The organism is Ruegeria sp. BI12, assembly GCF_056537985.1.
The window spans coordinates 639,373-662,707 of record NZ_JBQFSL010000001.1; the positions used below are offsets into that span (position 1 = coordinate 639,373).

Annotated in this window: 21 protein-coding genes; 11 read left to right on the forward strand and 10 right to left on the reverse strand. The window is 56.8% G+C overall.

Annotated elements, in window-relative coordinates; translation table 11 throughout:
• The 11 genes from ACR0AK_RS03370 to ACR0AK_RS03420 all read left to right on the forward strand — a co-directional run bounded on the left by ACR0AK_RS03370 (nucleotide 1) and on the right by ACR0AK_RS03420 (nucleotide 11,880).
• Entirely contained in the window at nucleotides 1-1,101 is a 1,101-nt protein-coding gene (locus ACR0AK_RS03370) for an energy transducer TonB family protein (RefSeq protein WP_170561045.1), read from the forward strand.
• The gene (gene tolB, locus ACR0AK_RS03375) at nucleotides 1,098-2,417 is read left to right on the forward strand and encodes a Tol-Pal system beta propeller repeat protein TolB (RefSeq protein ID WP_480792368.1); all 1,320 of its coding nucleotides are present in this window, start codon (nucleotides 1,098-1,100) and stop codon (nucleotides 2,415-2,417) included. The genes ACR0AK_RS03370 and tolB overlap by 4 nt, the downstream gene beginning before the upstream one ends.
• An 89-nt stretch (nucleotides 2,418-2,506) precedes the next feature.
• Entirely contained in the window at nucleotides 2,507-3,010 is a 504-nt protein-coding gene (gene pal / locus ACR0AK_RS03380) for a peptidoglycan-associated lipoprotein Pal (protein ID WP_109312610.1), read from the forward strand.
• Nucleotides 3,011-3,014: 4 nt separating this feature from the next.
• Complete coding sequence (ybgF, locus tag ACR0AK_RS03385; protein WP_480792369.1) at nucleotides 3,015-3,848, forward strand: tol-pal system protein YbgF; 834 nt, start codon at nucleotides 3,015-3,017, stop codon at nucleotides 3,846-3,848.
• Complete coding sequence (gene tilS / locus ACR0AK_RS03390; protein ID WP_480792370.1) at nucleotides 3,845-5,098, forward strand: tRNA lysidine(34) synthetase TilS; 1,254 nt, start codon at nucleotides 3,845-3,847, stop codon at nucleotides 5,096-5,098. The genes ybgF and tilS overlap by 4 nt, the downstream gene beginning before the upstream one ends.
• A 76-nt stretch (nucleotides 5,099-5,174) precedes the next feature.
• The gene (gene ftsH, locus ACR0AK_RS03395; protein ID WP_480792371.1) at nucleotides 5,175-7,091 is read left to right on the forward strand and encodes an ATP-dependent zinc metalloprotease FtsH; all 1,917 of its coding nucleotides are present in this window, start codon (nucleotides 5,175-5,177) and stop codon (nucleotides 7,089-7,091) included.
• 108 nt (nucleotides 7,092-7,199) lie between these two features.
• Nucleotides 7,200-7,775: an MOSC domain-containing protein gene (locus tag ACR0AK_RS03400; protein ID WP_480792372.1), complete on the forward strand. Its 576-nt coding sequence runs from the start codon at nucleotides 7,200-7,202 to the stop codon at nucleotides 7,773-7,775.
• 165 nt (nucleotides 7,776-7,940) lie between these two features.
• Nucleotides 7,941-9,617 (forward strand): formate--tetrahydrofolate ligase, encoded by a 1,677-nt coding sequence (locus ACR0AK_RS03405; protein ID WP_480792373.1) that lies wholly within the window; start codon nucleotides 7,941-7,943, stop codon nucleotides 9,615-9,617.
• Nucleotides 9,618-9,674: 57 nt separating this feature from the next.
• Nucleotides 9,675-9,980, forward strand: coding sequence for a chorismate mutase (locus tag ACR0AK_RS03410; RefSeq protein WP_170561038.1), 306 nt, complete (start codon nucleotides 9,675-9,677; stop codon nucleotides 9,978-9,980).
• A 53-nt stretch (nucleotides 9,981-10,033) separates the two neighbouring features.
• The gene (folD, locus tag ACR0AK_RS03415; RefSeq protein ID WP_170561037.1) at nucleotides 10,034-10,924 is read left to right on the forward strand and encodes a bifunctional methylenetetrahydrofolate dehydrogenase/methenyltetrahydrofolate cyclohydrolase FolD; all 891 of its coding nucleotides are present in this window, start codon (nucleotides 10,034-10,036) and stop codon (nucleotides 10,922-10,924) included.
• Nucleotides 10,925-11,142: 218 nt separating this feature from the next.
• On the forward strand, nucleotides 11,143-11,880 hold the full coding sequence (locus ACR0AK_RS03420) for a LytTR family DNA-binding domain-containing protein (RefSeq protein ID WP_480792374.1): 738 nt from the start codon (nucleotides 11,143-11,145) through the stop codon (nucleotides 11,878-11,880).
• A gap of 2 nt (nucleotides 11,881-11,882) precedes the next feature.
• Here the strand turns inward: ACR0AK_RS03420 and pdeM are convergent, their stop codons facing one another.
• The 10 genes from pdeM to ACR0AK_RS03470 all read right to left on the reverse strand — a co-directional run bounded on the left by pdeM (nucleotide 11,883) and on the right by ACR0AK_RS03470 (nucleotide 23,166).
• A complete protein-coding gene (gene pdeM, locus ACR0AK_RS03425) occupies nucleotides 11,883-12,545 on the reverse strand; it encodes a ligase-associated DNA damage response endonuclease PdeM (protein WP_170561035.1) in 663 nt (220 codons plus the stop codon).
• 41 nt (nucleotides 12,546-12,586) lie between these two features.
• Nucleotides 12,587-14,998, reverse strand: coding sequence for a ligase-associated DNA damage response DEXH box helicase (locus ACR0AK_RS03430; RefSeq protein WP_480792375.1), 2,412 nt, complete (start codon nucleotides 14,996-14,998; stop codon nucleotides 12,587-12,589).
• 40 nt (nucleotides 14,999-15,038) lie between these two features.
• Entirely contained in the window at nucleotides 15,039-16,346 is a 1,308-nt protein-coding gene (locus ACR0AK_RS03435) for an ATPase (protein ID WP_170416722.1), read from the reverse strand.
• A gap of 116 nt (nucleotides 16,347-16,462) precedes the next feature.
• Nucleotides 16,463-17,008 (reverse strand): prepilin peptidase, encoded by a 546-nt coding sequence (locus ACR0AK_RS03440; protein ID WP_480792376.1) that lies wholly within the window; start codon nucleotides 17,006-17,008, stop codon nucleotides 16,463-16,465.
• Between the two features lie 3 nt (nucleotides 17,009-17,011).
• A complete protein-coding gene (locus ACR0AK_RS03445; RefSeq protein WP_480792377.1) occupies nucleotides 17,012-17,863 on the reverse strand; it encodes a tetratricopeptide repeat protein in 852 nt (283 codons plus the stop codon).
• 31 nt (nucleotides 17,864-17,894) lie between these two features.
• Complete coding sequence (locus tag ACR0AK_RS03450; protein ID WP_254453023.1) at nucleotides 17,895-18,434, reverse strand: tetratricopeptide repeat protein; 540 nt, start codon at nucleotides 18,432-18,434, stop codon at nucleotides 17,895-17,897.
• Nucleotides 18,435-18,482: 48 nt separating this feature from the next.
• Nucleotides 18,483-19,472, reverse strand: coding sequence for a type II secretion system F family protein (locus ACR0AK_RS03455; protein WP_170561031.1), 990 nt, complete (start codon nucleotides 19,470-19,472; stop codon nucleotides 18,483-18,485).
• A 10-nt stretch (nucleotides 19,473-19,482) separates the two neighbouring features.
• A complete protein-coding gene (locus ACR0AK_RS03460) occupies nucleotides 19,483-20,451 on the reverse strand; it encodes a type II secretion system F family protein (RefSeq protein ID WP_170561030.1) in 969 nt (322 codons plus the stop codon).
• A 12-nt stretch (nucleotides 20,452-20,463) separates the two neighbouring features.
• Nucleotides 20,464-21,909, reverse strand: a complete 1,446-nt coding sequence (locus tag ACR0AK_RS03465) for a TadA family conjugal transfer-associated ATPase (protein ID WP_170561029.1) — start codon at nucleotides 21,907-21,909, stop codon at nucleotides 20,464-20,466.
• Between the two features lie 24 nt (nucleotides 21,910-21,933).
• Nucleotides 21,934-23,166 (reverse strand): CpaE/TadZ family protein, encoded by a 1,233-nt coding sequence (locus ACR0AK_RS03470; protein WP_170561028.1) that lies wholly within the window; start codon nucleotides 23,164-23,166, stop codon nucleotides 21,934-21,936.
• Nucleotides 23,167-23,335 lie beyond the last annotated feature (169 nt).

Consider the following 23,335-nt stretch of genomic DNA (forward strand, 5'->3'; position numbering starts at 1 on the left):
GTGGATACCGGCACCAAGATCTCGGCAATTGCCCATGTCAGTTTGATTTCATGGGCTCTGTTTGGCGGTACCTTTCGGTCCGAACCATTGCCTATGCCCGTGCAGGATATCTCTGTGATCTCAGCTGAGCAGTTTGCCGCTATGACAGCACAGAGTGAGGCGCCCGAGGTGCCGACACCAACCGCTCTGCAACAGCCTGATGCGCCTGAGGAAGAAATTCCTACCCCTGAAACGGTGGAAGAGGAACCGCCGACGCCTGAAGTGTCCGAGCCCAACGAACCAGAACCGGAGTTGGAACCAGAACCGCTGGCACCCCCACCCGAACCGGTCGAGATTGAACAGCCCCCCGCACTAGAGGCCCCGGAACCCGAGGCCGTCGTCCTGCCCACGCCGCCAGGGCCCGATGCGCAGCCTCGGCCTGCGGATAAGGTCGCGCCGGAACCCGTTGCGCCGCCACCGCCTGAGGCCACACCGGATGATATCGAGTCCCCGGCCGTATCGCTGGACGAAGGAGCAGAGGTTCAGCAAGAACAGCAGGATCAGACCGCACCCGAGGAGGCCACGGATGAAATCGTGACTGAGGCGGAAGAAGCCGAGGAATACGCGCCGCGTACTTCTCCGCGCCCGCTGGTGCGACCGAACCGACCGACGCCGCCGGCAGAACCTGTGGTGGCCGAGACCGAAGAGCCGACCGAACCGGAGCCTGCGCCCACTGATGAAACCGCTATCAACGATGCACTGGCCGAAGCATTGGCGCAGGGCAGCGAACCGACTGGCCCACCGCTGACCGCAGGTGAGAAGGATGCCATGCGCCTGGCGGTGTCGAAGTGCTGGAATGTTGGTTCTTTGTCCACGGACGCGCTGCAGACGGTTGTGGTCGTCGGGTTCTCGCTGACACCGGATGGCAAGGTGATTGGCGGTACGCTGGAAATGCTTGACAGTTCCGGCGGTACTGACGCGTCTGCAAGACAAGCGTTTGACGCCGCCCGACGAGCGATTTTGCGCTGCGGGGCCAAAGGATACGCTCTGCCTACTGACAAATACGATCAATGGCGGAATATTGAGATTACATTCAATCCCGAGAGGATGCGGATCAAATGATGAGATTTCTGACCAGCCTGTTGCTTGGCCTGACAATTCTGGCAGCGCCGGTATACGCCCAAAGCGGACCACTACGTCTTGAGCTGGATCAGGGGATTATCGAACCCTTGCCTTTTGCGGTGCCGAATTTCGTCCCCGACGGCCCGGCCGCCGCGCAATTTGCCAACGACATCTCGCGTGTTGTTGCGGCCGACCTGACCGGAACCGGGCTGTTTCGCGAAATCTCGTCGGATGCATTCATCAGTCGGGTCAGCAGTTTCGAGGCACCGGTGCAGTTCGCAGATTGGAAGGCAATCAATGCCGAGGCACTGGTGACCGGGGCCGTTAACGTTTCAGGCAAGCGTCTGACGGTGCGTTTCCGGGTTTGGGATGTGTTTTCGGGTCAGGAACTGGGCAACGGTCTGCAGTTTTCCGGCACAACAGACGGATGGCGGCGCATGGCACATAAGGTGGCCGATCAGGTCTATAGCCGTGTGACCGGTGAAAGCGGCTATTTCGACAGCCGCGTAGCATTCGTCTCGGAAAGCGGACCCAAGAACCAGCGGCAAAAGCGTCTGGCCATCATGGATTACGACGGTGCGAATGTTCAGTACCTCACTGACAGTGCGGCTATTGTTCTGGCACCACGGTTTTCACCCACAGGTGATCGGCTGCTGTACACCAGTTATGAAACCGGCCAGCCAAGGATCTACGTTCTGGATGTCGACCGCGTCAAACGCACCGAACTGAAGACGCAGGAGGGCACAATGAGCTTCTCGCCGCGCTTTTCGCCCGATGGACGTTCGATTGTGTATTCGCTGATTCAGGGCGGCAACACGGACCTTTGGAAAATGGATCTGGCCTCGGGGCAAAGTGTGCGCCTGACGAACACACCTGCCATTGAGACCGCGCCCAGCTATTCCCCGGACGGTTCGCAAATCGTGTTTGAAAGCGATCGCTCTGGCACGCCGCAACTCTACGTCATGCCTTCAAACGGCGGCGAGGCGACGCGCATTAGCTTTGGCCAGGGCAGGTATGGAACACCGGTCTGGTCGCCGCGTGGTGATCTGGTCGCGTTTACCAAACAGAATAAAGGCCGTTTCCACATCGGGGTCATGCGCTTAGATGGCAGTGAGGAACGCCTGCTGACTTCGTCCTTCCTGGACGAGGGACCGACATGGTCGCCGAATGGCCGCGTCATTATGTTTACCCGGGAATCGCAGGGTGCAAGTGGTCGGGCGACACTGTATTCGGTGGATATTTCGGGCCGTAACCTGCGGCCAGTGCAGACACCTGATGGCGGTAGCGACCCATCCTGGGGACCACTGCAGAAGTGATCGTGGCAGGGGGTTGGAAAAGTTCACAAATTTCCTGCACTGTGATAACAGAGACAGCAATAAAGAAATAATACGACGAGGCACCTGAAATGAATGTATTGGGCAAAGTCATAGCATTGGGCGCACTGGGCATAATGGCCGCCTGCACCAACAACGATCCTTCGGCACTGGGCGGTGGCGCAGGGGGTAATGGTTCGATCCTGCCGGGTTCGCCCAGTGATCCCCGCTCTCCAGCCTATTTCCAACAAACCGTAGGGGACCGCGTGTTGTTTGAGGTCGATCAATCGACCCTGACCGCGCAAGCACAGACGATTTTGCAGGGGCAGGCAGACTGGCTGCTTGCCAACACGGATTTCGTCGCCACGATCGAAGGGCATGCGGACGAACAGGGCACCCGCGAGTATAACCTCGCTCTGGGCGCGCGACGTGCAAACGCGGCGCGTGAATACCTTATTTCACGTGGCGTTGCGGGCAACCGTTTGACCACCGTCAGTTACGGCAAGGAACGCCCGATCGAAATTTGCAGCACCGAGGAATGCTATTCCAAAAACCGCCGAGCGGTGACGGTTCTGACCGGTTCAACTTTGGGGTAAGATGATGCGAATTGCAGGATGGGTTCTGGCGGCGGTCATGGCGACCGCCGGCGTGGCAAATGCACAGGATCAGCAAACCCTGGCGGATATCCGTCAGGAACTGACGGTACTGCACGTCGAAATTCAGCGCCTCAAGCGCGAGTTTTCGACCACAGGCTCGCCAGCGCCGAACCTGGCCGGCAGCTCCGTTCTGGAACGCGTTGACGCCATCGAGGCTGAATTGCAGCGCCTGACCCGTCAGACCGAACAGTTGAACCAGCGTGTGCAGAACATTGTCACCGATGGCACCAACCGGATCGGCGATCTGGAATTCCGGTTGGTTGAGCTGGAAGGCGGTGATCTCAGTACGCTTGGCGAGACGTCGACCTTGGGCGGCGAAACCGAAATCACAGCTGCGGCACCGACAACACCTACTACCCCGACGACACCGAATTCGGTGGAACAGGGTGAACTTGCAGTAGGCGAGCGCGCTGATTTTGATACCGCATCGCAAGCTCTGGCAGAAGGCAACTATCAGGCCGCAGCGGATCAGTTCGCCGCGTTCGAGACGTCATATCCCGGAAGTCCACTGGCACCCGAGGCCAACCTGAAGCGCGGACGGGCGCTTGTTGGGGTCGGTGATACGCGCGAGGCTGCACGGGCCTTCTTGGCCAGTTTTACCGGTGATTCAGAAGGTGCATTCGCACCCGAGGCGTTGTTCGAGCTGGGCTCGGCGCTCGGGCGCTTAGGGCAGACCGATCAGGCTTGTATCACCCTTGGTGAAGTAGGCGTGCGTTTCCCATCTTCGGTATCGGCCACGAATGCCACGCAGGAAATGGCAAGCCTGGGCTGTTCTTGACCGAAAACGTTGAAAGACTGCGCGCCGAGATTCGGGCGCGCTTGCCCAAAACCCTTCCACCTCGCCTTGGTGTGGCTGTGTCCGGCGGGGGCGATTCAGTCGCCTTGCTATTGCTGCTGAACGAAATTGTGCAAGGCGCGCAGGTTGAGCTGTTTGCGGCGACAGTTGACCACGGATTGCGTCCCGAATCCGAAGACGAAGCGCGGAAGGTAAGCACCCTTGCCGCAGGTCTGGGCATCGCGCATCAAACCCTGAATTGGAAAGGTTGGACCGGTGACGGGAACCTTCAGGATCAGGCGCGTCAGGCCCGCTATAGGCTGTTGGCCGAATGGGCCAACAGCAATGCGATCAGTGCGATTGCGTTAGGTCACACCGCGGATGATCAGGCCGAAACCTTCCTAATGCGCCTGGCGCGCGCTGCTGGGATCACGGGCCTGTCCGGCATGTCGAATAAGCGAAACATGAATGGTGTGACGCTGTTGCGGCCAGTGTTGGGCGTCACACGACAGACGCTGCGTGACTACCTTTCGGGCGAAAGGGTGGATTGGATCGAAGACCCCTCGAATCAGGACATGAGGTTTGACCGGATTAAGGCGCGGCAAGCCTTGATTGATCTCGCGGAATTGGGAATCACAGCGAAGTCTTTGACCCGGGTCGCCGAAAATCTTGCACAAGCGCGCGATGCCTTAGAGTATTTTACGCAGGAATCCGCCCGAAAAATTGCCAAGGTGGAAACCGGAGACGTGTGTTTGGATCGTGCGGCCTTTCAAGCCTTGCCAAGGGAAATCCAGCGCCGGCTTTTGATCGGCTGCATTGCCTGGATAGCCGGGCAGGGGTATCCGCCACGCCAAACTTCGGTGGATCAGGCGGTAAAGGCCGTTGAAGACGGCTGTGGTACCTCGATCGGCGGTTGTTTGTTGGTCCCACAGGCCAATAAGATGTGGATTTGCAGAGAGCTAAACGCAGTACAAGGTGAAACCGTGCGTCCTGGCGAACTGTGGGACAGGCGTTGGATTCTGTCAGGAGATTCGGTTGCCGACGCGCAAATTCGCCCATTGGGCGAGGAAGGCTTGCCAAGGGTTCCGGATTGGCGGAGCCTGGGCAAGCCGCGAAAGGTATTGTTGGCGTCACCAGCCGTTTGGCGAGCGGATGAACTGATTTCAGCGCCAAATGCCGGGTTCGCGAACGGATGGTCCGCTGAATTGGCCGTTGGAACGCCCGAGTTTCACTCTTCTTTTTTATCGCATTGAACCTGCTTGAATCATCTCTATTTTATAGAGCAACCCGGCAGATCCCCATCTGCCGAAATCTTTTGGGAGATTTTCCTTGGGCAACGCTCGCAATATCGCCTTCTGGGTCGTTCTGTTTCTGCTGATCCTTGCACTGTTCAATTTGTTCAGCGGACCAGGCGGAACGCTTCAGAGCAATGAAAGAACTTATTCGGATTTCGTAACTGCTGTTGAAGCAGGCGAAGTTAAGAACGTGACCCTGGATGGCGAACAGATTCGCTATACCACGCAAAGCGGTGCCAGCTATGTCACCATCAAACCCGGCGATGCCGAGGTCACCAAACTGCTGATTGACGAGAGCATTCCTGTTCGCGCGGAGAAACAGCAACAATCTGGCTTTCAGTCGTTCCTGATCACGCTGCTGCCATTCCTGCTGCTGATTGGTGTTTGGGTCTATTTCATGAACCGGATGCAAGGCGGCGGAAAAGGCGGTGCAATGGGCTTTGGCAAGTCCAAGGCCAAGATGCTGACCGAAAAGCATGGCCGTGTGACGTTTGACGACGTGGCGGGCATCGACGAGGCCAAAGAAGAGCTGGAAGAGATCGTTGAATTCTTGCGCAACCCGCAGAAGTTCAGCCGTCTGGGTGGCAAGATTCCGAAAGGCGCGCTTCTGGTCGGTCCTCCGGGTACCGGTAAAACGTTGCTGGCCCGTGCGATTGCGGGTGAAGCTGGTGTTCCGTTTTTCACTATTTCGGGCTCTGACTTTGTCGAAATGTTTGTCGGCGTCGGTGCTTCCCGCGTGCGCGACATGTTCGAGCAGGCCAAAAAGAACGCGCCGTGTATCGTCTTCATCGACGAAATTGATGCCGTGGGTCGCCATCGTGGCGCTGGCTACGGCGGCGGTAACGACGAGCGCGAACAGACCCTCAACCAGTTGCTTGTCGAGATGGACGGGTTCGAAGCCAATGAAGGTGTGATCATTCTGGCGGCTACCAACCGTAAGGATGTTCTGGACCCAGCCCTGCTGCGTCCGGGCCGGTTCGACCGGAACGTGACCGTTGGCAACCCAGACATCAAAGGCCGTGAGAAGATTTTGGGCGTGCACGCGCGCAAGACACCCCTGGGCCCTGACGTCGATCTGCGCATCATCGCGCGGGGTACACCGGGTTTCTCGGGTGCTGATCTGGCGAACCTCGTGAATGAGGCTGCGCTGATGGCCGCGCGTGTGGGCCGTCGCTTTGTCACCATGGAAGATTTCGAGAACGCCAAAGACAAGGTGATGATGGGGGCCGAGCGCCGCAGCATGGTGCTGACCCAGGACCAGAAGGAAAAGACAGCCTATCATGAGGCCGGTCACGCTGTTGTCGGTCTTGAACTGCCGCTGTGCGATCCGGTTTACAAAGCGACTATTATTCCGCGCGGTGGAGCGCTGGGTATGGTTGTGTCGCTGCCTGAAATGGATCGCCTGAACTATCACCGCGATGAGTGTGAACAGAAGCTGGCGATGACCATGGCTGGCAAGGCTGCCGAAGTAATCAAGTACGGCGAAGATCACGTTTCGAACGGTCCGGCCGGTGACATCATGCAGGCCAGCCAACTGGCGCGCGCCATGGTGATGCGCTGGGGTATGTCGGACAAGGTCGGTAACATCGACTATGCCGAGGCACACGAAGGCTATCAGGGTAACACTGCTGGTTTCTCGGTTTCAGCGCATACTAAAGAGCTGATCGAAGAAGAGGTGAAGCGCCTGATCCAGCAAGGGTATGAGCGTGCACACAAGATCCTGACCGACAAGAACGAGGAATGGGAACGCCTGGCGCAAGGGCTGCTTGAATACGAAACCCTGACCGGGGATGAGATCAAGCGTGTCATGAATGGCGAGTCGCCCAGCGAAGGTGATGACGAAGGTGACAAGCCGGATGAAGGCAGCGCACCCAGTGTCACGGCCATTCCCAAGACCAAGGTCAAAAAGACCCCGCCCGAAGGCGGGATGGAGCCGGAACCTTCGGCGTAAAGAAATCAGACCCGGGCACAGTCCCGGGTCTTTTCTTTTGCGCTTTTCATTTGGACCAGTCTGACCTTTAGTGCGATTTTGACAGTCCGCAGTCGAAGAGGATTTCAAATGCCGGTTTTGCGCGAAACAGAATTCACGGGTGAAGTTGTTTGGCTGGGCCATGTGCCCGCGGGTGACTCGATTCGATCCAAAGCGGTCGATGCTTTGGATCTGGATTTCTCAGGCGACAAAGGCGAACGGCATGAGGGGCTGAACCGTCCATCCTGTGTCCGGGTCAAGAACCTGTATCCGCAAGGCACCGAAATCCGCAATGTCCGTCAATTGTCGGTGTTGTCCGCCGAAGAAATGGACGCAATAGCCCAAGAGATGGGTTTGGAGTTTTTGGACCCATCGTTTTTAGGTGTCAGCATCCTGCTGCGCGGTATCCCGGACTTTACACATCTTCCCCCGTCCTCGCGCCTGCATGTCCGCGACGGTGTCACAATCACCGTGGACATGGAAAACCGCCCCTGCATCATTCCCGGACGCGAGATCGAGGCTGATCAGCCCGGATACGGTCCGTCCTTCAAGCCAGCGGCACAGGGTCGAAGGGGCGTGACCGCGTGGGTGGAACGGCCCGGGCAATTGCGGCTGGGGGATCGGATGACGCTGTTTGTGCCGGACCAGCGCGCCTGGGCGCCATAAAAGTCAAGCATTTTTGATTTGAAACCGTTGAAGTGACGCTACGCCGTTTCACGGCACGAATATGTCGGAATTTCTATCCATTGGGATTGTACACAACGGTATGGATTGATCAGCACCGACCCAATTGCGTCGGTTTGCAGGGAATTCAACCAGGGGTCTTACCCAATGAGCTATAAATCCGACATCGAAATCGCGCGCGAAGCGAACAAGAAGCCGATTCAGGAAATCGGCGCAAAGATCGGCATCGAATCCGCTGATCTGTTGCCCTACGGGCATGACAAAGCGAAAGTCAGCCAAGACTTCATCAACTCGGTTCAGGATCGTGAGGATGGCAAACTGGTGCTGGTCACCGCGATCAACCCGACCCCTGCGGGTGAAGGCAAGACCACCACGACCGTTGGTCTGGGCGATGGCTTGAACCGCATCGGCAAGAACGCGATGATCTGTATCCGCGAAGCTTCGCTTGGCCCGAACTTCGGCATGAAGGGCGGCGCTGCAGGTGGCGGTTACGCGCAGGTTGTTCCGATGGAAGAGATGAACCTGCATTTCACAGGTGACTTCCACGCGATCACTTCGGCGCACTCGCTGCTGTCGGCCATGATCGACAACCACATCTACTGGGGCAACGAGCAGGAAATCGACACCCGCCGCGTCGCATGGCGTCGTGTGGTCGACATGAACGACCGCGCCCTGCGTCAGATCACTGCTTCGCTGGGTGGTGTTTCCAACGGTTTCCCGCGTGAAGCTGGTTTTGACATCACCGTGGCGTCTGAGGTTATGGCGATCCTGTGTCTGGCCAACGACCTGAAGGACCTGGAAAAGCGTCTGGGCGACATCATCGTGGCCTATCGCCGCGACAAAACCCCGGTTTACTGCCGCGACATCAAGGCCGAAGGCGCGATGACCGTGCTGCTGAAAGACGCGATGCAGCCGAACCTGGTGCAGACGCTGGAAAACAACCCGGCCTTTGTCCACGGTGGCCCGTTTGCCAACATCGCACACGGCTGTAACTCGGTCATCGCCACCAAGACCGCGCTGAAAGTGGCGGACTATGTCGTGACCGAAGCGGGCTTTGGTGCTGACCTAGGCGCTGAGAAATTCATGAACATCAAGTGCCGCAAGGCGGGCATCGCTCCGTCGGCAGTGGTTCTGGTTGCCACCGTACGCGCGATGAAGATGAACGGCGGTGTTGCCAAGGCCGATCTGGGTGCCGAAAACGTTGATGCAGTTCAGTCGGGCTGTGCGAACCTGGGCCGCCACATCGAAAACGTGAAATCGTTCGGCGTGCCGGTTGTTGTCGCCATCAACCACTTTGTCACTGACACCGACGCCGAAGTACAGGCGGTCAGCGAGTATTGCGGTGAGCACGGTGTTGAAGCGGTTCTGTCGCGTCACTGGGAATTGGGTTCGGAAGGTTCCGCGCCGCTGGCAGAAAAAGTTGTCGAAATCGTCGAAGGTGGCAGCGCCAACTTCTCGCCGATCTACCCCGACGACATGCCGCTGTTCGAAAAGATCGAAACCATTGCCAAGCGTATCTACCGCGCTGACGAGGTGCTGGCCGACAACAAGATACGCAACCAACTGCGTGAGTGGGAAGAAGCGGGCTACGGCAACCTGCCGGTCTGCATGGCGAAAACTCAGTACTCGTTCTCGACCGACCCGACCCTGCGCGGCGCGCCCACCGGCCACTCGGTTCCGGTACGCGAAGTTCGCCTGTCCGCAGGTGCCGGCTTCATCGTGGTTGTCTGCGGTGAGATCATGACCATGCCCGGCCTGCCTCGCAAACCGGCTGCGGAAACCATCTGTCTTAACGACGCAGGTGAGATCGAGGGCTTGTTCTAAGCCGCCGAATAGGACATCTCGTGGTCCGGGGAATCCCCGGGCCATGAGGAGATTGCGATGCCCACTCTGACACCCCCGCAAGACTGCGCCACTATGCAGGACCTGCGGGTTCAGATCGACAAGCTGGACCGCCAACTGATCGAAATGTTGGTGAAGCGCGCAAGTTATATCGACCGCGCTTCCGAGCTGAAGCCGGGTGAGGGCCTGCCTGCCCGCATCCCGGACCGTGTTGAAGACGTGGTGCAACGCGTGCGCGCAAGCTCGGCCGAGTTGGGAATGGATCCGGATTTGGCTGACAAACTGTGGCGCATATTGATCGACTGGTCGATTGCACGTGAGGAACGTGTTCTCGGCCCAGACTGAATGACCGGGCGCTTCATGCGCCCGATCCGTTTTTTGAAAGAAGGGATCAAAGGATGGTAGCCCAGGTTATCGACGGCAAGGCTTTTGCGGCCAAAGTCCGTGCGCAAGTTGCCGATCAGGTTGCAAAGCTGAAAGAAGAAAACGGCATTACCCCCGGCCTGGCCGTGGTACTGGTGGGCGAAGACCCGGCCAGCCAGGTTTATGTCCGCTCGAAAGGTAAGATGACCGTCGAAGTCGGCATGAACTCTTACGAGCACAAGCTTGATGTCGATACCTCGGAAGAGGACCTGCTGGCGCTGATCGCTAAGCTGAACAATGACCCGGCGGTGCACGGTATTCTGGTACAATTGCCGCTGCCAAAGCATCTGAACGAGGATCTGGTGATCAACTCGATCGATCCGGCGAAGGATGTCGATGGGTTCCACATTTCGAACGTGGGTCTGCTGGGTACCGGTCAGAAGTCGATGGTACCCTGCACCCCGCTGGGCTGCCTGATGATGCTGCGTGACCACCATGGCTCGCTGTCCGGTATGGATGCAGTGGTGATCGGGCGCTCGAATATCGTGGGCAAACCGATGGCGCAACTGCTGCTGGGCGATAGCTGCACCGTGACCATCGCGCATAGCCGCACCAAGGACTTGCCCGACGTGGTCCGCCGCGCAGATATCGTTGTTGCAGCCGTTGGCCGCCCTGAGATGGTGCCAGGCGACTGGATCAAGGAAGGGGCCACCGTCATCGACGTGGGTATCAACCGAATTGAACGGGACGGTAAGAACAAGCTGGTCGGTGACGTCGACTACGCCAGCGCCGCTGAGCGCGCTGGCGCTATTACTCCGGTACCGGGTGGCGTTGGCCCAATGACCATCGCTTGCTTGCTGGCCAACACACTGACAGCCTGCTGTCGCGCCAACAGCCTGCCTGAACCCGAAGGGCTGACGGCCTGACACAAATTGTTGGGGCGCGGATACGTGCCCCAACTCACCTGCATTATTGGCTTGGTTGTTAACAAAGCTGTGACGCCAACATGCTGAATTTCCCCCTCTTTTTGGTTTGAATGTCGGAATGGGGCGTGATAGCCGAAATTTCCCAGCCGCTTAGAATGTGTGATTGTTAGCTTTCCGGGGTTATTGGCTGGGTCCCCGAAAGTGGTTTTCAGTTTGGCATGACTTCAAAGCTAAGACCCCTCTTCAGCCTGTGCAGCCCACAACGTGTGGTGGCCGGAGCGTTCTTTGTTCCTTTGCTAGCTTATGCCTTTCCGCCGTTCCAGATACCTGATTTTCCTTTTATTCTAAGCTTTTTGTTTTGGTTTGGGGTAATGGGCATCGCTGTGGCGTCCACCTGGCTGGCTCGAAAACTGATCCGCGAAACAAGTACTGACCTGAGCCTACCGGTACGTGAACTGGCAATTGCCCTGTTTGTCATGTTGTTGTTTATACCGTCACTTTGGGTGCTGGCTTGGGTTCTGTTTTCTTTTGGGGGCCACAGCCCCCCCGGTGTCCCGCATGTCATAGGGTACAGCGCCTTGTTTACCGCAGGTCTGATTCTGACCAGTCGGGCAGAACCCAAAAACCAACCGCCTTCACCCCCGACGCCGCGACTTGTGCGGCGTTTGCCAGCATCTTTTCAGGGACAGATTTACCGCCTGACCTCACGCAATCACTATGTGGATGTGGTGACCTCGGAAGGCACGTTTACAATCCGGTTGCGGCTCTCGGACGCGGTTGCGGAAATGGAGCCCTCGCGCGGGCATTGTGCGCATCGGTCTCATTGGGTGACAGATGACGCTATTATGGGGGCCGAAAAGGTGGCCGACAGAACCTATTTGAAACTGGTGAACGGTGATCTCATTCCTGTTAGCCGGAAATACCGACCCATGCTCGAGGATGACGGGCTTATTTGATCTCAGCGTGGCATTGGAATGATTTGCGGATGAGGGCCGGTCAAAATGGCCATCGCCTCATCACCCATTAAGTCGCACAGAACCTTCTCAGAGCTTCGCAATCCACCAGTATAAGTGCCATAGGCCGGTAGAATAAGCCGCACGTCGTTCAGTAAAAACGCAGGGCGTGTGATTGTTCGGCCGCGAGCCTTGAGGCGGGTTTTGGGATGATAGTGCCCCGAGATTTCGCCGTGCCCCCCAAGCTGGGCGATATGCCGGAAAACCAGCGGGCCAGCGGTATATTCAGCCAGATGTGTCCCGCCCAGATCAATTGGGCCGGGGTCATGGTTTCCTTCGATCCATATCCATTGTCGCCCTGCCTGAAGCGCCGCCAGCGAGAGCTTTTCAGCGGTACCCAAGGCGGACAACACGTCCAGATCGTCAAAGCTATCGCCTAGGCAAACGACAGTTTGCGCGCCAGTTCTGTCGATATCGGCGGCCAGTCGGGTCAGAGTGTCCTGACTGTCGTAAGGGGGCAGGGCGGGGCCGCCACGCCGCGCCATACGTTCGGATTTTCCAAGATGCAGGTCGCTGACGCATAGCAGCTTTCGGTTTGGCCACCACAACGCACCAGATCCCAGCGCACGCAGGTCTTGATCAGAAAAGGAAAACGCCAATTCGTTCATGGTACGTTCTTTGCCTTTATTGAACTGTGGTGCAAGCGGATTTACGTAGCATTCAAGCCAGCCGCTTGCAGCAGCCGGGCACTTTCTTCGGCCAGCAATCGTTCTTCGGCTGCACCTTTAACCGGTACTTTGCCAACCTCTAAAAACAACGGAGCGGCAAGCGGAGATACCCGGTCAAGCCGCACCAGATCGATCCGGCCGCCAATGCGTTCGATCATCGCCTCAATTCGCCCAAAGTCGACCAGGCCGCGCATTGCTTCCTCGCGGGTGATCTGCATCAGTAAGTGGTCAGGATCGTATTTCAGCAGCGTGTCATAAAGGATATCCGATGAAAACGTGGCCTGACGACCGCTTGTGCGTTGCCCGCCTGTATTACGTTCGATCAGGCCGGCTATGGTCGCCGACGCGCGAAAGGTACGTTTCATGACTGCGTTGCCCGCCAACCACGTCCCAAGCCCGTCCCGCAGCGCGTCCAATTGAAACAATGGGCGCGGGTCGGTTACGGCATCCAGACCCCAAATCAGCGTCGCGTAGTCGGTGGCAACGAAACCCAGCGGGGCCAGACCGGTTTCTTCCATTCGTTTGGTCAGCAAAAGGCCCAAGGTCTGTTGTGCATTGCGTCCGGCAAATCCGTAAACGCATAGATGTTCGCGGCCATCATTTGGAAAGCTCTCGATCAACAAACGGTCGCGTTGCGGCAGTCGGGACATATCTCGCTGCAGCGCCAACCAATCGGCAGTATGGGCCGGCAGTTGCGGCCAATCGGGTTGCGTGAACATGCGCAGAATGCGGTCGCTGAGTTGGGTTGAGGTCGCGAATTTGGTGCCCGAGAACGTGGCTATCTTGGGTTTCTTGTCCGCCCGGCGGGTAACCTCGACCACCATTTCGCGCAGGCCTTCATAGCGCACGATCTGCCCGCCGATCAGGAACGTGTCTCCGGGGGTCAGAGAGGCTGCGAACGCCTCCTCTACCTCGCCTAAAGGCTTACCCCCGCGATTGCGCTTCAGGCGGACCTTCAGCGTGTCTGTGTCCTGTATTGTGCCCAGGTTCATGCGAATACGCTGTGCTGCACGGGGATCCCTTAACTGCCATTTCCCATCTGGCCGTCGCAAAAGCCGCTTCCAGCGATCGTAGGCGCGCAGCGCGTAGCCACCTGTTGCGCAGAAGTCCAGGCAAGCGTCGAATTCCGCACGGCTGAGATCGGTAAATGGCCCGGCAGTTGTCATCTCGGCGAAAAGGGCGTCTGCATCGAATGGTCCAGCCGCGGCGGCGATAAGCACGTGCTGGCACAGTACGTCTCTCGGACCCGGCCCACGCTGTTCGCCGTCCAGATCATGGGCCTTTGCGGCCTCAAGCGCGGCGACACATTCGACCACTTCAAATCGGTTCGCCGGCACCAAAAGGGCTTTGGACGGTGCGTTGTAGCGATGGTTGGCACGACCAATCCGCTGTACCAGGCGCTTGACGTTCTTAGGCGCACCAATCTGGATCACCAGATCCACATCCCCCCAGTCGATGCCCAAATCCAGACTGCCCGTACAGACAATTGCGCGCAAGTCACCGCGACCTATCGCGGCTTCGACCCGTTCACGCTGTTGCCGGTCTAAGCTGCCGTGGTGGATTCCAATTGGCAGTCCTTCGTCATTGGCAAGCCAAATATTGTGAAAGAAAATCTCGGCTTGGGCGCGGGTGTTGTGAAAGATAAGCGTGGTTCTGTGCCGTTTGATCTGCTCAAGCACCGCAGGGATCGAATAGGCCGCGCCGCCGCCGGACCAGGGTGGCATTTCCTGTGTCTTAAGCATTCGAATGTCAGGATCGGGGCCCGGGTCTGCCTGAATGATCTGACACGGATCAGGGTTGCGGGCCAGAAACTGTGCGATGGCTTTCGGGTCTTCAACTGTGGCTGAAAGACCGACCCGGCGAAGTCCAGGACATAAACTTTGCAAACGGGCCAGGGCCAGCATCAACTGATCGCCACGCTTGCTTTCGGCCAGGGCGTGAATCTCGTCCACGATCACGCGCTGTACCCCTGCGAACATCCTTGGCGCGTCCTCGTACGAGGTAAGCAAAGCCAGGCTTTCAGGCGTGGTCAGCAGGATGTGCGGAGGATCCACGCGCTGCCGTTTCTTTTGCGTGGCCGAGGTATCACCAGTTCGGTCTTCAATGCGAATGGGCAGGCCGATTTCATCCGCTGGCGCGCGCAGGTTTCGGCGGATATCGGCGGCCAAAGCCTTGAGCGGCGAAACATAGAGAGTGTGCAGGCCGGGGCGATCGTTTTCCGCCAGTTCGGCCAACGTCGGTAGGAAACCGGCCATTGTTTTGCCGCCGCCGGTTGGCGCAATCAGCAAGGTGGCCGGATCCAATGCCCGGTCAAACATCTCTTGCTGATGTGGGTGGATGGACCAACCTTTGGCGTCAAACCAATCCGTGATCCGGGCGGGAATCTGCGTCATGAATGCAGACTACCCGGCCTGTCCCGGAAATGGCACGGCGTTATTTTACGATTGTCTCGTCTTTAACGAACATGTTTGCCCAGGCTCTGTCGATCAGGTCGGGGCTCATCTGATAGGGGATGCCTTCAAATTCGCAGATCGAAATCATCTGGTCGATCAGGAAGATCGGCTGATAGTTGGCATAGACGTTGTTGATGGTCGGGTATTTGACCTTCAACAAATGCACCAGAGCGGCCTCGTCCAATGGCATGCCGCGCTTGCGGGCGACCATCGCAAAGATTTTCAGGAAGTCTTCCTGCACGGGGCCACCGATCTTAATCTTGAAGAAGATCCGGCGCAGGGCCGCTTGGTCGAAGATCTCGTTCGGGTGGAAGTTGGTTGAGAAGATGACCAAAGTGTCAAAAGGTACTTCGAACTTTTCGCCTGATTGCAGGCCAAGAATGTCCTTGTTTTCTTCCAGCGGAACAATCCAGCGGTTGATCAGCGCCTGTGGCGGTTCTTGCTGACGGCCAAGGTCGTCCACGATGAAGATGCCGCCGGTCGATTTCAACTGCAGCGGCGCCTGATAGGTCCGCGCGGTCGGGTTATAGACCAGATCCAGCATGGAGAGCGAAAGTTCACCACCCGTCACAACGGTCGGACGTTCGCACTGCACATAGCGTGTGTCAAAACGCTTGCGACGGCGCAGGCTGTTGGGGTCGTCGGCCTCCTGTTCGATCGCGGTGTGCACGATCGGGTCATAGACCGTGATGACCTGACCGGCATATTCGATCGCACGGGGCACATAGACGTTGTCCCCCAGTGCATCGCGAATACCGTTCGAGATCGAGGATTTACCGTTACCCGGAGGGCCATACATCAGAATGGATCGGCCAGCACTGACCGCGGGGCCAAGGTGATCCAGCAGGCTGTCGGGCAGAACCAGATGGCCCATTGCACCGGTCAGCTGGTCGCGGGTCACCTGAATATTACGGATCGACTGACGCTTGACCTGTTCACGGTAGACGTCCAGCGGCACCGGCATGGCGCCAAAGTACTCAGACTGGCTCAGCGCGTCCAATGCACGGGCTTTGCCGGCATCGGTCAGCTGATAGCCCATCTCATTGCCACTGTTGGCGTTCAGTGTGCCGGTCGCTTCGATCAGCTTTTGTTCACGGGCTATGTCGACAAGTTCCTGCGTTACCGAACCCGGCAGACAGACCGCATCAGCAATTTCTGAGACTGTATCTACGTTCTTTCGGAAAATCGTCTTCAGCAGAATGTCCCGCATCATCACGATGGGCAGTTTCATTTCGCCCATACCCTTAGGGGCAGGGGGGGCCATAACCGAGGTCGTTTGCATATTCATAAGCGTTGCCCGTCTATCCACTAATCACGCCAAAAGCCCCACAAGGGCCGCTTGCAGAAAATCTTAACCCGCTTTGTGGCAGTACCAAGGCGGGGACAAGGCGGGTTAATGATAGTTTACGAGCCGTAAACAGTGCCCAGGATCAGATAGGCGGTAAGGCTGCCACCCAGAGAAAGACCCATCGGGATGTGTCTTTTGCGGTTCCAGCTTTCCCAATCAGGCGCGAAATTCTGCAAGGCAGAGGCGCGCGCCAACCGATGGGTGGTCCATGCGGCCACGTTCATCGTTGCGAGAACAAGCAGGATCAAAAAATAGTCGCCGGGCCAGATAAAGGGCGAGGCTGCGGTTATAAACTTGACGTCTCCGGCCCCCATTGCGCCCATCACGTTGAATAGGATGCCCACAAAAAAAACGGGCACGATATGCAGCAAATGCCAGACATAGAGCGGCAGATTGATGGTCAGCGGACCTATCCTGACCGCCGACCATTCAGTGGACCACGGCGGCAACACAAACAGGCCGACTACAACGAACACTGCAAGCAGGGCGCTCACCGCGTGGTTCTTGATTTTCATTTCACGCAGATCAGTGAGCGCCACATAAAAGCTGATCGGCAGCACAAACGGCAAAAACCAGACGGCCGCCGTCGCGGGGATGTTCATAGATCAGGCCTCTTCAAGAGCGCGTAGTGAGCGGACAGCTTCCTCATAGTGCTGGGGATGCGTGGCGATGGCTTCGCGGAACAGGTTCTTCGCCGTCGTGATGTCACCCTGTTTGACCGCAGAAATACCCATCGTATTCAGCAACATGGCCCGTTCCACCTGCGTCAAAGGAACAACCGGCATGCTATAGTTGCCCTGTGCGGCCCGGGCCAGCACGAGGTTGTTTTTGGCTGTGAACAGCGATTTGTCCTGACGGATGGCTTCGGAAAACAGCCTTTCTGCGTCTGCGTAATCACCGCGCGACAGCTTGGAGTAGCCCCAGTTGTTCATAACGCCGCCTGGACGCGTGGTTAGTCCGACGGCTGTTTCATAAAAATGATCCGCGCGTTTCCAGTCTTTTCTGGAGTCCGCAACGACAGCCTCCAGGCGGTAACGTTGGAACGTCTCATAGGTCGGGGGAATGGAGTCCAGCGTTGATTTGGCTGTTGCCCAATCTCCGGCGCGGACCGAAGCGGCGGCATACTCGACCCTGTCAACGTTGCTGGCACCTTTCATGGACGACACTTTTTTCCATGCTGAAGCGGCCTCGGTCGTGCGTTTAGCGCGCGTCAGGGAAATCGCGAGGCCCCGCTGTAGGTCGATCCGGCCAGGGTTCTTTGCGGCTGCGCCCTTAAAATAAGTTACAGCCTCGTTCGGATCAGCAGCGGTCAGGAGCACTTCGTTCAGGTTGGTTTCGTCAATGACGTTCACCTCCTGATAGGTGCGCTCGACCTTTTCTTCTTCGGTTTCTTTTTCACAGGCGGCCAAGACCATCCCGCAGATTACCATCGTCGGAATCAAGAATTGTTGGCGCATTTTTTTGCGTCCCTTACTGCTCTTGCCAATGTTACGGGAGCTTGCGCAGCTTGAATTGCCCGTCGCCTTGCTGCTCCAGTGTATATTCTTGTTTTTCCGGGCTAGTATTAACAGGATTTTCCATTTTTGCGAGTGCTAAGCGCAGATTGTCGAGGATTGCGTCACTTTCGCCATTATCCAAAGCAAAGGCGCGCCTGAACATCTGTGCCGCCTCGGGGTATTCGCCCTTTTCCATCAGCACAACGCCCAGGTTATTCCACGCGACGGGCCACTCGGATTCATCCGCTACCGCACGACGCAGTAGTTCCTCTGCCTGACCCAGGCGCCTGAGACCCAGATTTGCAGTGCCCATTGATGCGAGGATTTGCGTTGTCATCCCCTGATCCAGAGCGGCGCGGGAAAAGGACGTCAGGGCCAACTCATATTCGCCCGACGCCATGAGCCGGTTTCCGACGGTCATCGGATCAACGCCTTCGGCTCTGGGGTCAATGCCAGGAGCATCCAGATCGTTTGAAAGGCCCGTTTCTGTGCAAGAGGCCACCACGGCGAGAACCATGGTGGCCTGAAACATGCGGCGCAGCCTGAAACTGGTACACCTGAGGTTTAATTCCATCGGACGCTATCCACCGGATCCACTTTTTGCAAAGTCCGCGATACCTTTTGCCGACGGGCCTACGAGAATGACCAGCAACGGCGGTACCGTCAGCATCATTGTGGCAAGTGTCATTTTGGTTGGCAATTTATTCGCGGCTTCTTCGGCTCGCATTACGCGCTTGTCGCGCATTTCACTGGCGTAAACCCGCAGGGCTTCGGCGATTGATGTACCGAAGGTGGCGGATTGGATCATCACCGTTACAAACGAACTGACGTCCTGAACGCCGCAACGTGTACCAAAGTCTCTGAGGACGTTGTCTCTGTCCTTACCGGCTTTCAGTTCGTGCGCGACAACTTCGAACTCCGATGCGATGTCCGGGTAAGAGACCTTCATCTCGGCCGCGACGCGAACAATCGCCTGATCCAGAGACTGACCCGCTTCGACGCAGACCAACATAAGGTCCAGAGTGTCGGGGAAACCCGCAACAATGGCTTCTTGCCGTTCTGCAACGCGCCGTGTGATCCAATAGCGTGGGAGGAAATAGAACGCACATGCCGGGATCAAGACGCGCATACCCAACTGCGCCGGGGTAAATTCCTGATCACCGGCAAAAACTGTGACCAACAGCACACCAATTGCGACGCCGATCAAACCAAGTGCAAACTGGGCAAAATGGAAAAAGCGAACAGAGTCTTTGGACTGATATCCCGCCTGGCGCAGCTTGAGCTCCATCGCGGACAGTTCTTCCTTGTTCTGGGGTTCCAGGAAGTTCGCAAATTTCTGAAGTTGCTCGTTGCGACTTGCTTGCCGCAGTTTTTCTTTGTTGCCCTTCTTGCTTTCTTTGGGCGCCGCATTCGAACGCTGGAGCTTCTTAAGGGGATCCTCTGGCTGGTTCAGCATCAGTGGCAGGGCCACAAGGATCATGAACAATCCCAAAACCCCGACGACGATAAGTGGCCCGAACGGCCCCAAATTCTCGGTTAGGACTGCATTGATTTGGGAAAGAAATTCCATACTCGAGCCCTCAGACTTTGATGTTCGTAAGAACGCGCATGACGATAAGGTTCAAGGTCAGCATGATGCCGACAAAGAAACACAACGGAATGAACCATGGATGGTCAAGAACTTCGTCATAGTAGTTCGGAGACTTCACCAGAATGAACAACAAGCAGAACACGGGGAAACCAGATAGAAACTTGCCGGACCACTTGGCCTCGGCCGTGATCGCATTGACACGGCGGAATAGCCGGAACCGCGCTCTGATCACCTGGGCCAAACCAGCCAAAATTTCGGCTAGGTTACCACCAGCCTGCTGCTGAATACCAACCGCTACAGACAAAAAGCGCAAATCCTGCATTCCCAGACGTTCGGCCAAGTCTTTCAGGGCTTCACCGACGTCACGGCCATAGGCGCATTCGTCTGCGATGACGCCAAATTCAGTCCCAAGCGGATCCTGCACCTCATTGGCAACAATCTGAATAGTCGAGACAAATGGGTTGCCGACACGAAGCGAACGAACCATCAGTTCAACCGCGTCTGGTAGTTGCTCTTCCATTAGGCTCATGCGCTTCTTGGCTTTGCTACTCACCCAAGCATACACACCGCCCACGCCAATCGCGATCGAAAGCGCAATCCGTAAAACGATCTCAGTTCCTGTGCCGATGCTCAACCCGACATAGGCAAAGCCAGAAACCAGCATCATGATCATGATCAGCTGGCGCGGCGAAAAGGCAATAGCAGCTTTTTGCGCCTTATCGGCCAACAGCGAATAGAGCGGAATGCTCTGGGACTTCATATGCTGCTGCATTTCTTTGCGCAGCTGTTCCAGAACCTGTTCGCGCCCGACGCCTTTCTCAAGCATATCCAGACGCCGGTTCACTCGGCTGTTCAGACTGATGGACTTGCCAAATGCCACAAGATAAATGCCCTCGACCAGGAGAAGAACTCCGACGAAGATTACAACATAGATTAGAGCCTCAACGGGCAGTTGCATATCCGGGTCTCCTTAAACGGCCGTAGGTTCGTAGATGGATGGAGGCAGATCAAAGCCCCACAGACGGAAGCGTTCGGAATAGTGGCTGCGAACACCGGTTGCCGTGAAATGGCCAATAATCTTGTTGTCCGGTGTCAATCCAACGCGTTGAAATTTAAAGATTTCTTGCATCGAGATCACATCGCCTTCCATACCGGTAATTTCGGTAATCGATGTCATTCGACGCGAACCATCCTGCAAGCGGCTGGCCTGAACGATCAGGTTCACAGCTGATGAGATCTGGCTCCGGACCGCCTTGATCGGCATCTCGATCCCGGCCATTGCGATCATGTTTTCAAGCCGCGAAATACCATCTCGGGCCGAGTTGGCGTGGATCGTGGTCATCGAGCCATCGTGGCCAGTGTTCATAGCCTGCAGCATGTCGATCACTTCGGCACCACGCGTCTCGCCCACGATGATGCGGTCAGGGCGCATACGAAGGGCGTTTTTCAGACAGTCGCGCGGGCTGACCTCACCTTTGCCTTCCACGTTGGGCGGACGGCTTTCCATTCGGCCTACATGGGTCTGCTGCAGCTGAAGTTCCGCGGTATCCTCAATCGTCAGGATGCGTTCGGCGTCGTCGATGAAGCTGGACAAAGCATTTAGCGTAGTCGTTTTACCGGAACCCGTACCACCCGACACGATAATGTTCAGCCGGGTGGAAACTGCGGCCTGCAGGTAGGCGGCCATTTCCTCGGTAAACGCGCCGAAATTGACCAGATCGTCAATGCCGAGCTTGTCTTTCTTGAACTTACGAATGGAAACCAGCGAACCGTCAACGGCAATAGGGGGCACCATTGCGTTGAAGCGCGACCCGTCAGCCAGGCGGGCGTCAACATAAGGGTTGGATTCATCGACCCGACGACCCACAGCGGATACGATCTTGTCGATGATCCGCATCAGGTGCTTTTCGTCCTTGAACGTAATGTCACTGATTTCAAGCTTGCCAGCCCGCTCGATAAAAATCTGCTGAGGGCCATTTACCAAGATATCGTTGACAGTATCGTCTTGCAGCAATGTCTCAAGCGGGCCCAAACCGGTGACTTCGTCATACAGTTCTTTGTTTAGCTGTGACCGGTCTTCGCGGTTCAGAACGATGTCGCGGGATTCGAGTATCTCGCTAGAGATCGCGCTGATTTCTGCCCGAAGCTCAGCTTCGCCCGCCTTTTCAAGTGCCGCAAGGTTCAGGTTTTCCAGCAGTTCCCGGTGCAGCTCGATTTTGATTTCACCCAACCGCTCTTTGCGCTTGCGGTCACGGTCCGAAGCGACCGGCTCGGCGGCCTTCTTTTGAAGTGGGCGACGGGCGACGGCGGTCGCTGTGGCCTTTTTTTCCGGGGCAGGCGTTTGCGCCGCAGCTTGGGGCGTTGGGGCAGACTCTACCGGCTGCGCTCCTGGCTGTTTCTTATATCTTGAAAACACGACGGCTACCCCTCTGAAATACTGTTACGCGGCCTCAGCGTTGCTGCTGCCCAAGCTGTGAAGCGATTTTGCAAGTTTCGCGATTTCTCGACGCAACGGATTCTTGGCGGCAGACTTTGCCAGCGGTAAACCGTGATCGCCGCTTTGCATGACGGGCTTTCCACCATCCGGCAATTGCAGATCGATTGAAATGCCCAGACTTTCGCCCATCCGCTTGACCCGACCTTTGCCGTTCAGGTCAGTGAATTTCGGTGCTCGGTTCAGAGCGAACCGGAGCTTGTTGAATGGCAGTTCCTCGGCTTGCAGGGCACGTTTCAAACGCAATGCGTTCTGAGCGGATCGCATATCCAGCTCGATCATTGCAAAATATACATGCGCAGCCTGAAGTACCGTTTCCGACCACTGAACAAGGGTCGTCGGCATATCGACAACGACGTAGTCGAACCGTCTGCGAGCCACCTCGATGACACGCTCAATGTCCTCAGGCGTAATCAGGTCCAACGGAACCATGTCGGATGGCGCAGTCAGGACCTCAAGCTTTTCCTCATAGGTTTGAAGCGCCTGCGAGAATACATCGTCGTCCATCAAAGAGGTATCGGACAGCATCTCAAAAACAGTTTCCCGTCGGGGAAGGTCCAGATAGGTCGACACGCTGCCATATTGCAGATCCAGGTCGATGACGCATACGGAAGGTGCTTCTTTATCGGACGCGGTTGCCAGTTCCCAGGCTAGGTTGACTGCCATCGTCGTCGACCCTACGCCGCCCGCCAAACCATGGACGACAAACAGCGCGCCTTCCTTCGAATCACCCTGCGCTGCCGGAGCTGCCACCGCAGTGGTCGCTACCGGATCAGGTTTGTTCATGCGCTCAATGGCTTCCTGCAGTTCGCCTTCGGGAAGAGGGTAGGGGACAAACTCGTCGGCGCCCTTGCGAAGCAGTTGGTGCAAAGACGCAGGTGTAACGTCCTCGGCGATCAGAACGATCTTGATCTTTTTCTCTTTCGCCTGAGAGATGATTTCGCCCATCAGGGAAAGGTTGTCTTCATCTTCTCCGTCAATGGCAAGCGCAACGAATTCAAGACTTTCTGCCTCAGGCTGGCTGAAAAAAGCCAAGGCTTCGGCAAAGCCAAGGTCGCCCCAACGTTCGCCCAAAATGGTCTCCATGTCTTCGATCAGAAGATCGAAGTTTTGGACGTCACGGCTGATCGTGCAGGCCAGAATGGCAGTTCCGTCATCATGCGTTTTGGCGCTTGTCATTCACACAATCCTCGTCGTCAGAGCGTGCTTACTGTCCGAACATGTATGTTTCGGTTCAGTTCGCTGTTGCCCGGTCGCGGCCAATTCGGGCCACACTTCACCTAATTGTTGAAAAGATGTCTTGGAACTTAGGCAAGAATTTGGCGCAAAAGAACCAATTGTAGGGAAA

Excerpts from the sequence above, each read along its gene's own strand:
- tolB (WP_480792368.1), top strand. The coding sequence starts at position 1,098 with ATGATGAGATTTCTGACCAGCCTGTTGCTTGGCCTGACAATTCTGGCA.
- pal (WP_109312610.1), top strand. The coding sequence starts at position 2,507 with ATGAATGTATTGGGCAAAGTCATAGCATTGGGCGCACTGGGCATAATG.
- ybgF (WP_480792369.1), top strand. The coding sequence starts at position 3,015 with ATGCGAATTGCAGGATGGGTTCTGGCGGCGGTCATGGCGACCGCCGGC.
- ACR0AK_RS03400 (WP_480792372.1), top strand. The coding sequence starts at position 7,200 with ATGCCGGTTTTGCGCGAAACAGAATTCACGGGTGAAGTTGTTTGGCTG.
- ACR0AK_RS03405 (WP_480792373.1), top strand. The coding sequence starts at position 7,941 with ATGAGCTATAAATCCGACATCGAAATCGCGCGCGAAGCGAACAAGAAG.
- ACR0AK_RS03410 (WP_170561038.1), top strand. The coding sequence starts at position 9,675 with ATGCCCACTCTGACACCCCCGCAAGACTGCGCCACTATGCAGGACCTG.
- folD (WP_170561037.1), top strand. The coding sequence starts at position 10,034 with ATGGTAGCCCAGGTTATCGACGGCAAGGCTTTTGCGGCCAAAGTCCGT.
- ACR0AK_RS03420 (WP_480792374.1), top strand. The coding sequence starts at position 11,143 with ATGACTTCAAAGCTAAGACCCCTCTTCAGCCTGTGCAGCCCACAACGT.
- pdeM (WP_170561035.1), bottom strand. The coding sequence starts at position 12,545 with ATGAACGAATTGGCGTTTTCCTTTTCTGATCAAGACCTGCGTGCGCTG.
- ACR0AK_RS03430 (WP_480792375.1), bottom strand. The coding sequence starts at position 14,998 with ATGACGCAGATTCCCGCCCGGATCACGGATTGGTTTGACGCCAAAGGT.
- ACR0AK_RS03435 (WP_170416722.1), bottom strand. The coding sequence starts at position 16,346 with ATGAATATGCAAACGACCTCGGTTATGGCCCCCCCTGCCCCTAAGGGT.
- ACR0AK_RS03440 (WP_480792376.1), bottom strand. The coding sequence starts at position 17,008 with ATGAACATCCCCGCGACGGCGGCCGTCTGGTTTTTGCCGTTTGTGCTG.
- ACR0AK_RS03445 (WP_480792377.1), bottom strand. The coding sequence starts at position 17,863 with ATGCGCCAACAATTCTTGATTCCGACGATGGTAATCTGCGGGATGGTC.
- ACR0AK_RS03450 (WP_254453023.1), bottom strand. The coding sequence starts at position 18,434 with ATGTTTCAGGCCACCATGGTTCTCGCCGTGGTGGCCTCTTGCACAGAA.
- ACR0AK_RS03455 (WP_170561031.1), bottom strand. The coding sequence starts at position 19,472 with ATGGAATTTCTTTCCCAAATCAATGCAGTCCTAACCGAGAATTTGGGG.
- ACR0AK_RS03460 (WP_170561030.1), bottom strand. The coding sequence starts at position 20,451 with ATGCAACTGCCCGTTGAGGCTCTAATCTATGTTGTAATCTTCGTCGGA.
- ACR0AK_RS03470 (WP_170561028.1), bottom strand. The coding sequence starts at position 23,166 with ATGACAAGCGCCAAAACGCATGATGACGGAACTGCCATTCTGGCCTGC.